This is a genomic window from Pseudomonas sp. PA15(2017), assembly GCF_001945395.1.
Taxonomy (GTDB): domain Bacteria; phylum Pseudomonadota; class Gammaproteobacteria; order Pseudomonadales; family Pseudomonadaceae; genus Aquipseudomonas.
The window spans coordinates 1-7,580 of sequence record NZ_MSXV01000027.1 but is presented as its reverse complement, the minus strand read 5'-3'; the positions used below and the strand labels follow the sequence as shown (position 1 = coordinate 7,580).

General features: G+C 58.3%; 13 protein-coding genes. 2 read left to right on the top strand and 11 right to left on the bottom strand.

Annotation, left to right across the window (positions count from 1 at the left end; all coding sequences use genetic code 11):
• Window positions 1-13: 13 nt before the first annotated feature.
• The 9 genes from BVH03_RS26340 to BVH03_RS09450 form a co-directional block, all read right to left on the bottom strand.
• The gene (locus BVH03_RS26340) at window positions 14-157 is read right to left on the bottom strand and encodes a hypothetical protein (RefSeq protein WP_168175608.1); all 144 of its coding nucleotides are present in this window, start codon (window positions 155-157) and stop codon (window positions 14-16) included.
• A 9-nt stretch (window positions 158-166) separates the two neighbouring features.
• Window positions 167-1,456, bottom strand: coding sequence for a zonular occludens toxin domain-containing protein (locus BVH03_RS09485; RefSeq protein WP_075960929.1), 1,290 nt, complete (start codon window positions 1,454-1,456; stop codon window positions 167-169).
• A gap of 12 nt (window positions 1,457-1,468) precedes the next feature.
• Window positions 1,469-1,777 carry a DUF2523 family protein gene (locus BVH03_RS09480; RefSeq protein WP_075960928.1) on the bottom strand — a complete coding sequence of 103 codons (309 nt, stop codon included), beginning with the start codon at window positions 1,775-1,777 and terminating at the stop codon, window positions 1,469-1,471.
• Window positions 1,777-2,721, bottom strand: coding sequence for a hypothetical protein (locus tag BVH03_RS25895; protein ID WP_177344903.1), 945 nt, complete (start codon window positions 2,719-2,721; stop codon window positions 1,777-1,779). Before BVH03_RS25895 ends, BVH03_RS09480 begins: the two co-directional genes overlap by 1 nt.
• A gap of 517 nt (window positions 2,722-3,238) precedes the next feature.
• Window positions 3,239-3,472 (bottom strand): hypothetical protein, encoded by a 234-nt coding sequence (locus BVH03_RS09470; RefSeq protein WP_075960927.1) that lies wholly within the window; start codon window positions 3,470-3,472, stop codon window positions 3,239-3,241.
• Between the two features lie 15 nt (window positions 3,473-3,487).
• Complete coding sequence (locus BVH03_RS09465) at window positions 3,488-3,697, bottom strand: hypothetical protein (RefSeq protein WP_075960926.1); 210 nt, start codon at window positions 3,695-3,697, stop codon at window positions 3,488-3,490.
• Window positions 3,698-3,738: 41 nt separating this feature from the next.
• On the bottom strand, window positions 3,739-4,029 hold the full coding sequence (locus tag BVH03_RS09460) for a single-stranded DNA-binding protein (RefSeq protein WP_075960925.1): 291 nt from the start codon (window positions 4,027-4,029) through the stop codon (window positions 3,739-3,741).
• A complete protein-coding gene (locus BVH03_RS09455) occupies window positions 4,019-4,294 on the bottom strand; it encodes a hypothetical protein (protein ID WP_075960924.1) in 276 nt (91 codons plus the stop codon). Before BVH03_RS09455 ends, BVH03_RS09460 begins: the two co-directional genes overlap by 11 nt.
• 79 nt (window positions 4,295-4,373) lie before the next feature.
• Complete coding sequence (locus BVH03_RS09450) at window positions 4,374-5,537, bottom strand: phage/plasmid replication protein (protein ID WP_075960923.1); 1,164 nt, start codon at window positions 5,535-5,537, stop codon at window positions 4,374-4,376.
• 127 nt (window positions 5,538-5,664) lie between these two features.
• On the opposite strand from BVH03_RS09450, the gene BVH03_RS09445 reads away from it, so the two are divergent.
• Together BVH03_RS09445 and BVH03_RS09440 are read left to right on the top strand one after the other, a co-directional pair.
• Window positions 5,665-6,039, top strand: coding sequence for a helix-turn-helix domain-containing protein (locus BVH03_RS09445; RefSeq protein ID WP_083640028.1), 375 nt, complete (start codon window positions 5,665-5,667; stop codon window positions 6,037-6,039).
• A gap of 25 nt (window positions 6,040-6,064) precedes the next feature.
• Window positions 6,065-6,604 (top strand): DUF2726 domain-containing protein, encoded by a 540-nt coding sequence (locus BVH03_RS09440; RefSeq protein ID WP_075960922.1) that lies wholly within the window; start codon window positions 6,065-6,067, stop codon window positions 6,602-6,604.
• A gap of 291 nt (window positions 6,605-6,895) precedes the next feature.
• Here the strand turns inward: BVH03_RS09440 and BVH03_RS09435 are convergent, their stop codons facing one another.
• Together BVH03_RS09435 and BVH03_RS09430 are read right to left on the bottom strand one after the other, a co-directional pair.
• Window positions 6,896-7,102, bottom strand: a complete 207-nt coding sequence (locus BVH03_RS09435; protein WP_143485931.1) for a hypothetical protein — start codon at window positions 7,100-7,102, stop codon at window positions 6,896-6,898.
• A gap of 197 nt (window positions 7,103-7,299) precedes the next feature.
• The gene (locus BVH03_RS09430; RefSeq protein ID WP_075960920.1) at window positions 7,300-7,530 is read right to left on the bottom strand and encodes a hypothetical protein; all 231 of its coding nucleotides are present in this window, start codon (window positions 7,528-7,530) and stop codon (window positions 7,300-7,302) included.
• Window positions 7,531-7,580 lie beyond the last annotated feature (50 nt).

Genomic DNA, 7,580 nt, shown 5'->3' with positions numbered 1-7,580 from the left:
CATTATGCGAAGCCTACGAGAATGCCCAGGCGGCAATCACCACAACGGCGATCACAGGGATATGACACAGCATGAACAGCTTGAGGTCTTGCCACTCGCGTTCCTGGCGGGCCTGGATCTTGAGCCGCATGTAGCGCGTGATATGTGCGTCGTGCATCGTCAGTCCTCACCAAAGAATGCCTTTCTTGCTGCTGCCAACGACAACAATGCCCGATGAGTCTACCGGCTGCTGCGAGGACGCTGCGCGCCCTCGGTCTCTCGCAGCAGCCGGCATTTCTGGTGCTGGCTGGCTGGTCAAGCCGCGGTTGCTGTAGCCGCTGGCGTAACTGGGGGCCAGTCGTGTGTCGTCGAAGTAGCCATTTTCCACCACATCCATGCAGAACTCGAACGTCGTTTCCATGCGGGTGATCTGCTGCGTGTAGCACTTGCAGGCGGCTGGCTTGCCCTTGTGAACGCCGACCTGCTGGCCACGACGGTACGCGGTGTCAATCAGGCGCTGGTCGAAGGTGGCCGCGCAGACTGGACGCGGAAAATCCCTGGGCTTGTTCAGCTGGTCGTACTTCGGAGCGGACAGCGGGAGGTCTGCGACCCTGGGCGTGGCCTGTTCGAAGTAGTCGTCGGGCTTGTCTTCCTGGGCAGGCTGAGCGGTGCCGTAGGACTGGCCAGCATGGGCGCTCTGGAGGCTTCCGGCGGGGAGCAGCTCACTGCCCTGCCCTTGACCTTCCATCTGGCTGCGCAGCGCCTCCTGTTCGTCCTTGCCGCTGGCGATCATGTACCAGAACACACCGGCAACCAGGGCCAGCGGCACCAGGGTGGCCAGGATGTACAGCGGCAGCAGCTTGAGGAATCGCGGCGTCACCTTCTTGTGCGTGTGAACGGTGCTGGACTTGTAGACACCGAAGTAAGCCGGGTCTAGCTCGACCTTGGTTTCCTGGCTCAGCTTGAAGTTGGAGCGCTTTTCCGGGCTGTCGATGCACATTTCGTACTCGTGCCGGAAGATGCCCTTGGAGCGACCGTAGGGTCGGAAAAAGTTGATGTGCTTGCCGGCCAGCTTGCGCACTGCTGGAGCCAGCAGGCTTGGGTGCTGGGTGATCAGGTGAATGTCCCAGCCGTGGTGCCGGTGCTTCTCAAAGCGGGTCACTTTCTCGACACGGGAACGGCCGATATCGGTGCCGAAGGTGCCCTGTGCTTCGTCGACGACGATCACGGCGCCGTCGGGCAGCTTGAACCACTCTTCGGGCGTGTCCCACTCGATCCAGTTGGCTTTCAGCTTGCTGGCGTCCAGCTCCGGGATGCCGTTGTAGTAGATCGGCCGAGGGGGCAAATCAGGGTCGTGCGGGTCCTTGTGGAGGCGCTTGGTCGGGTCGTTCGGGTCGGCCGCGTGCTCGAGGTCGATTTCGCGAATCGCGTTCAGGGTTTTGCCTGCGCCTGGCAGGCCGGTGCGGATGATCAGCATGGTGTGAGCCTCTTACTTGCCAAGCCAGCGCATGCTGGATTTCGAGCCGCTTTTGTTCATGCCCCACAGCACAGCGCGGGCGACGTAGGCGGAAAACAGGATGTTCAGGTACACGTCAATCTGCAGGACGCCCAGGAGCTGGAGCCACGCGGTAGGCGTTGAACCGAGGCTGGAGAAGACATAGGCCTTCGCCTGATCCATGGCCACGGAAACGCCCGTAAAGGCCACAGCGGCGAAGCCAAGGCCCTTGAGCAGGTGCCAGCCAAGGCCGGGCAGCGCCCAGGCCAGGGCGCGCATAAACAGGGCGATAAGTGCGGGCATCAGTTCATACCTCCGGCAATGATTTCAGCCGCCCGGCGCATGCCGAAAGCGACGATCAGGTAACCCATCCAGATCAGGTACTGGCACAGGTCGTTGACCCAGCTCATGCGAACGGCGACGTTCTTGCCGTCGAGCCAAGGGATCGACCAGTCAGGGATCGCCGGGCAGGACTTGGAAAAGCGGCTGCTGGTGTCGATCATCCGGGACAGGTCGAAGGTGTTTTCGCTGGTGGCCTTCATGGGTTGGAACGACTCGTCGGACTGGTTCGCAGCTACCGCTGTACGCAGGTCGTTAACGGCCTTCTCGTCCACCTTGCGGAAATCGTCATCGGCGCAGCGCTGGGCCTTCTGCTGACGCAGAATCGCGCACTGGATGGCATCACCGGAGCAGGTGACCGAGGCGTCGCAAGCCTCCCCGCCTACGCTGGACTGGCCGCACTTGTTGGGGTCTTTGGCAGGGTCGCAGGCACCGTCACCCTCGCCCGGCTTCGGGTCTGTCTGGCACTTTTTGGGGTCGGTCTTGGGGTCGCAGGTGCCGCCATTGCCGTTGCCTTCACCATCACCATTGCCCTCGCCTTCACCGTCTCCGTCGCCACCGTCTCCGGGGTCTTTGGGGTCGGTCGGGTCTTTGGGGTCGGTGGGGTCTGTCGGCGGGCACACCTCGCCGGTTGACGGGTCGCACTGCTTGGGCGGGTCTTTGACGCAGGTGGTACCAGACCACGAAAAGCCAGGGCCACAGGTGGGCGGCGGTTCGGTGGGGTCTGTCGGGTCGGTGGGGTCGGTCGGTGGATTGGGATCAGTCGGGGGCGTGCCGCCAGTAGGGTTATCGCTGGGCTGGCAATCGCTGCCGGTGAACTGGCCGGTACCGACGCAAACGCCAGTCTTGGCACCTTCGTATGCCGGGCTGCAGGTCGAGTTGCCCAGGGCAATACGGCAGTTGTCCATACACGCGTGCTCGATGGGGCCGAGGCCATTTAAATCGGGGCGGAGAAGTGTCCAAGACGTTGTTTGACCAGCCTTTCCCTCGCATGCAGATGGGGGCTTTTGACACTCGCCGTTCGCTGAGTTGTAAACAGACCCTGTTGGACAAGTATCGCCATACCGGAACGCAGGCTGTGAATATTCAGAGCCATAACTAATACCACGGCAAAAGCCGTGGCTCTCATTTTGAAAGGAGAACGTCACAGAATGAATCTTATAGGTCCACTCTTTGCTAAGGTCGGAAAAGTAGTTCTCGCAAACAGCTTTAGGAGAGGCGCTTTTAAAAGAGCCAGCAGACCAGTAGTAATCCTCAGCACTAGCGCCCTGTGCAAAGCAACCCAAGAGCAAACAGCACGCCAAGAAAGACCAAATCTTCCGGGTTGAGATACATAGCAAGTTCCCCATTTCAACAATCTCCGGGCAATAAAAAAGCCCACCCGTGTTATACGAGCGGGCTTGATACAGCAGTTACCGCACGGTATTAGGTCCCGGCGCGCTGAGCTTTCTTGGCGGCACCGATCAGGGCAACCAGGCCGAACATGGCGCCGGTGACAGCACCGGCAGCAGCCAGGCCGCCAGCGATGTACAGCAGGGGCTTGGAGGTGTCGATATCGCCTTCGGCAGCGAATACCGGCGAGGCCAGAGTTGCCAGGGCAACGGTTACAGCAGCCGGGCCGAACTTCTTGCAGATGGCGTTGATTTTCAGTTGTTTCATGGTTGTTACTCCGTATTAAACAGTTGTGCGAAGTTTCTTGGCGACCCAGACGAAAACAAACAGTGCAAGCATTGCGCCGGTTATTTCCGCTTTCTGGGCCAACGACATTGCGGGTGTTAAGTGGTCCCGCATTTCCTGAACTGTGAAAGTCTTCATGTTGCCTTGGCAAACAGTCGTGCCGTCTGCGTTGAGCAACCAAACACCGTCACAGCCTAGAAAATTCATTACGCGTTCCTCAGCCAGTTTTTACTTCGTAAAAATCTGGCTTAGCTGGCCTTTTGCTGTTGAGCGGCGGCGGCTACGGGGCGGAGACGCATGGAAAGTTGAGGCTGTTTGAACTTGCCGACGTAGATGGACTTTTCGTCGAGTTCGTACATGCCGGGTTCGTAAGCGGGGGCCTCTTTGCCAAGTGCGATAATGATCTTTTCTGGGAACTCGTCACCGGACTTGAACATATAGGCTTCTTGTTCGCGAATCTCCCAGGGGCCGCGAGCGTTGGTGCCGGACTTAACTTCAACGTCGGTCGAAGTGATTTTGATACGCAGATTAAATGCCATGGTTACTTTCCTCGGTTTCGTAAGTTGCAAATCCAAACACGTCACCGAGCCAGGGCGTTCCCTTTACTTGATAGTCGAGTTTGAACTTGTTCGGGTTTTCACCCTGGGTGCCCTGCTCTTTCATGCGGGCGATTTCGCGGGCGCTGTCGTCCAGCATCTGCTGGAGGTGCGGCGCCAAAAATGCGGGCTTGGCCTGCTGGCGTTGTTCCATCTGGCGGCGCTGGCCGGCAGTCAGTTGGGTGCCCTGGAAGCTGACAGTTCTCATGCGCGCACCCAATCGCCGAGCCAGAGGATGGCCACGGCGCCGGCCATGGTGATGATTACGGCGTCCATGGTCGCGGCGATCATGCGGCCACCTGCAGGTGGTTCGCGCGCTGGTACCAGCTCGGGATGGCCAGGACGTTGGACTTGGTGATTTCGCGGCACTGGCGAACGAACACAGGCGCAAAGCGGCTGGTATCGCAAGCGTTGCGGATGTTGATGCCGATCTTATTGAGACGGGCAGCGTGAGTGCCGAGAGAGCGCTGATTACCCGGGAACGGCGAACCATGCATCCAGAGAATCGCCCAGGAGGCGGTAGAGTTGGCAGCTTGGCGGCTATTTACAATGCCCTTCTCAAGCAGCTTGTCAGCTATCGTCATCATGTCCATCGCAGTCACCTGTAATCGCTCATCTACTCTCAGAAATTCACCGTGCAATTCACCAAAGCGGCGTTCATCGAAAAGTCCCCACCACGCGAGGTGGTGCCGCTGGAGGAATTCGTTTTTCAGCTCTTGTTCCATGCGAACCACGCCATGCTCGGCGCAGTAGTCGCGTACGCGCTGGGCGTACTGAAACTCGGGGGATTCGTCGCCATACAGGCGCTTCATGCGTGGCAGCAGGTTGGCGTCCATTTCGAACGCCTTGTCGTAGGCCTTGCGGTATTGGAGGCGACCCCCTTTGCCGTTGCCCTTGGGGGTCCAGCTGACGGTGCGACCGTTGGGGTACAGGAAACCGATGGAGTGGCCTAGGCGCTGGCTGGAGACGCCGCGCAGGTAGGCCAAGACGTTGCCCTCGCCCACGCTGACATTGGTGGTCAGGTCGATACGTTCGATCTTGGCGCCGTCGCCGATCCAATCGCCCGCCGAGCCGCCCGACTGACCCTGGCGCAGGTCAGAGCCAGTGCAACGGGTGAAACCCGGAAGGCCGTATTCGCGCAGGATTGCGTTGTAGACAGAGACACACTGTTCGATGGTCGTGAAGCCGAAGAGGTTATCAAGGCGCCCTACTCTGCTTGGGTTGCCCTCGACGCGAATCTTGCGCCCCTGGACATGAATGGTGATCGAGGTGGAATGACTGGCTTCATGCTTGAAACGCGGCTGGCGGGTGCTGAGCACTTCGTCAGTGTTGGCATCAATGGTCAGCGTGAACACGTCACACACCACCGGCAGGTCGAAATCGAATTCCTGCGAAATGGTCAGCCAATCGATGAAAAAGGCTGCTATCGGTGTCCGTTCGAACGTGCCCATGAAAAACCTGTCAATACCAATATTCCGACCGAGAAGGTACGATTTTCGGCAATGCGCAGTCAACTAATATTTCGACCTATAAGGTCGGAATATTGAAACTGTATGGAAAGACAGGAGGTAGGCTCACGTGCAGATTTTCGAACTCAGAGACATCGATATGACCATCGGGGAAAACCTACGCAAGGCAAGGAAGGCCAAGGGCGTATCACAGGCGGCGATTGCCGAGAAAGTAGGCGCAGGAAAGACCACGTATATCGGATGGGAGCACGACGCAAACCCGCCGCCAGCAGACAAGCTAGTAGTCCTGGCCAAAGAGCTAGACGTGTCTGTTGACGGGCTGCTGTTCGGCGACGAGGGCGGCATAAGCTCAGAAATGATGGATATATTCAGGCGCTTCGACTCACTGCCTGGGCCAGCAAAAACTCAGGCAAAGATGCTACTAAGAGCGCTGCTTTTCACACTTGAAAATGGTGCGAATGCAAGTGAAGGCGCTGCCGCATGACTAAATTTGGAGAGAAGGAATAAGCATGGAATGGCTACTGCTGGTCGTCATTGTATTGGCAGCATTGTTCGTCATGGCAATTGCGGCAAAAGGGAAAAAGGGGCCGAGCTGGGATGGAACATGGCCCTTCTACGCCAAGCGTCCACTGACGAAGCCAGAGCAAATACTGTATCACCGACTCATTCGAGCACTGCCTGACCACATCGTGCTGTGCCAAGTACAGGTGTCGAGGGTGCTAGGCGTAAAGCGCGGGTTCAAGTTTAACGAGTGGAATAACCGCATCAATCGGCTCAGCTACGACTTCGTTGTATGCGGGAAAGACGCTGGAGTTGTGGCCACGATTGAACTCGACGACAGCACGCACCAGAAAGCAGCGAGACAGGAGGCCGACAAGCGAAAAGACAAGGCCACCACGGATGCGGGGATAAAAATGATCCGCTGGAACGTCCAGAGCCTGCCGGACGAAGCAGCAATAAGGAATGCAGTAGCCCCCGCAGATGAGCAATCAGCAGGGTCTTCCGATCAAGCAGAAAATGCAGATGTCTGCATTAAAGTGGGGGTGTAACAGCACCCCCACCCCTCCGGGCGCCGTCGAGCGCTCAAAAAGCAGGGCTTCGCCCCTCGCCCCTTCGGGCCGATCGCAAATGTGCGAGTGGATCTACTCGCGGACTGACACAGCGTGCCAACACAAGCAGAAGCGAGTGATCAGTGTGGAGTGGTCAGGCTGAGGGCCGAGCGCTATCCGAAAATAGCGCTGGAAATGAGGCCGGCGATGATCAGGCCGGTGATGACGTTCAGGGCGATGACGACAGGGGAAGGCGTGCCAGGGCGATCAAGCCAGCGGTCGACTGTTCGCTTAGCCATTGAGCATGTCACCTTGGCCACAGGCTTCGACGAGGTGCATAGCAGCCATGCGGGCCTGTTCCATGGTGTGACGCTGGGATTCCAAAGCGAGCCTTAAGGCCTTGATCTCGTCCCTGAGCGCGTTGTTCTGCTGAACGTAACCACGGTAGTTCCTGCAGGCCTGAAGGACAGCGGCGCTGGCAGTCTTGCGTTGAGTCATGGCCTTAAGATCGTCAGCGAGGCCATCGGGGAAGTCGCGAAGGTTTACTAGCATTCTGGATTTTCCTGCAGGAAATTTGATAGCAAATCTGCTCGAGCAACCAGGTTGCCGGCGAAGGAAATGCTACCAGATTGCCGGCAGTTTGGTAGCATTTTCTCGAGCTCGAGGAACCTTCAGGCAACAATTTTGCTATCAGTTCACAGGTCAAGTATCTGCCTGGCAACGTTCTGAAGCCTGGCAAGGAGATCATCGAGTTCGGTGCCCTCGCCGTCTAGATCGGTGACACGACGGCGCAACTCGCGAACCTCAGAAACGAGCCTGGGGTAGTCCTGAAGGACGTGGCAAACAGCGTCGAGAGGGTCGCGGGAAGGCGCGTAGAGGGTGGCGTCTTTAACCAGGTGCGTGGGGATGTCGAGGGGCGTTCGCATAACGGGGATTATGGATCAATGCCGCCCGGATCGGCGCGATCTTCCGGACG

What these genes read in the sequence shown, in the direction of transcription:
- BVH03_RS26340 (WP_168175608.1), bottom strand. Translation starts at nt 157, where the DNA reads ATGCACGACGCACATATCACGCGCTACATGCGGCTCAAGATCCAGGCC.
- BVH03_RS09485 (WP_075960929.1), bottom strand. Translation starts at nt 1,456, where the DNA reads ATGCTGATCATCCGCACCGGCCTGCCAGGCGCAGGCAAAACCCTGAAC.
- BVH03_RS09480 (WP_075960928.1), bottom strand. Translation starts at nt 1,777, where the DNA reads ATGCCCGCACTTATCGCCCTGTTTATGCGCGCCCTGGCCTGGGCGCTG.
- BVH03_RS25895 (WP_177344903.1), bottom strand. Translation starts at nt 2,721, where the DNA reads ATGGACAACTGCCGTATTGCCCTGGGCAACTCGACCTGCAGCCCGGCA.
- BVH03_RS09470 (WP_075960927.1), bottom strand. Translation starts at nt 3,472, where the DNA reads ATGAAACAACTGAAAATCAACGCCATCTGCAAGAAGTTCGGCCCGGCT.
- BVH03_RS09465 (WP_075960926.1), bottom strand. Translation starts at nt 3,697, where the DNA reads ATGAATTTTCTAGGCTGTGACGGTGTTTGGTTGCTCAACGCAGACGGC.
- BVH03_RS09460 (WP_075960925.1), bottom strand. Translation starts at nt 4,029, where the DNA reads ATGGCATTTAATCTGCGTATCAAAATCACTTCGACCGACGTTGAAGTT.
- BVH03_RS09455 (WP_075960924.1), bottom strand. Translation starts at nt 4,294, where the DNA reads ATGAGAACTGTCAGCTTCCAGGGCACCCAACTGACTGCCGGCCAGCGC.
- BVH03_RS09450 (WP_075960923.1), bottom strand. Translation starts at nt 5,537, where the DNA reads ATGGGCACGTTCGAACGGACACCGATAGCAGCCTTTTTCATCGATTGG.
- BVH03_RS09440 (WP_075960922.1), top strand. Translation starts at nt 6,065, where the DNA reads ATGGAATGGCTACTGCTGGTCGTCATTGTATTGGCAGCATTGTTCGTC.
- BVH03_RS09435 (WP_143485931.1), bottom strand. Translation starts at nt 7,102, where the DNA reads ATGACTCAACGCAAGACTGCCAGCGCCGCTGTCCTTCAGGCCTGCAGG.
- BVH03_RS09430 (WP_075960920.1), bottom strand. Translation starts at nt 7,530, where the DNA reads ATGCGAACGCCCCTCGACATCCCCACGCACCTGGTTAAAGACGCCACC.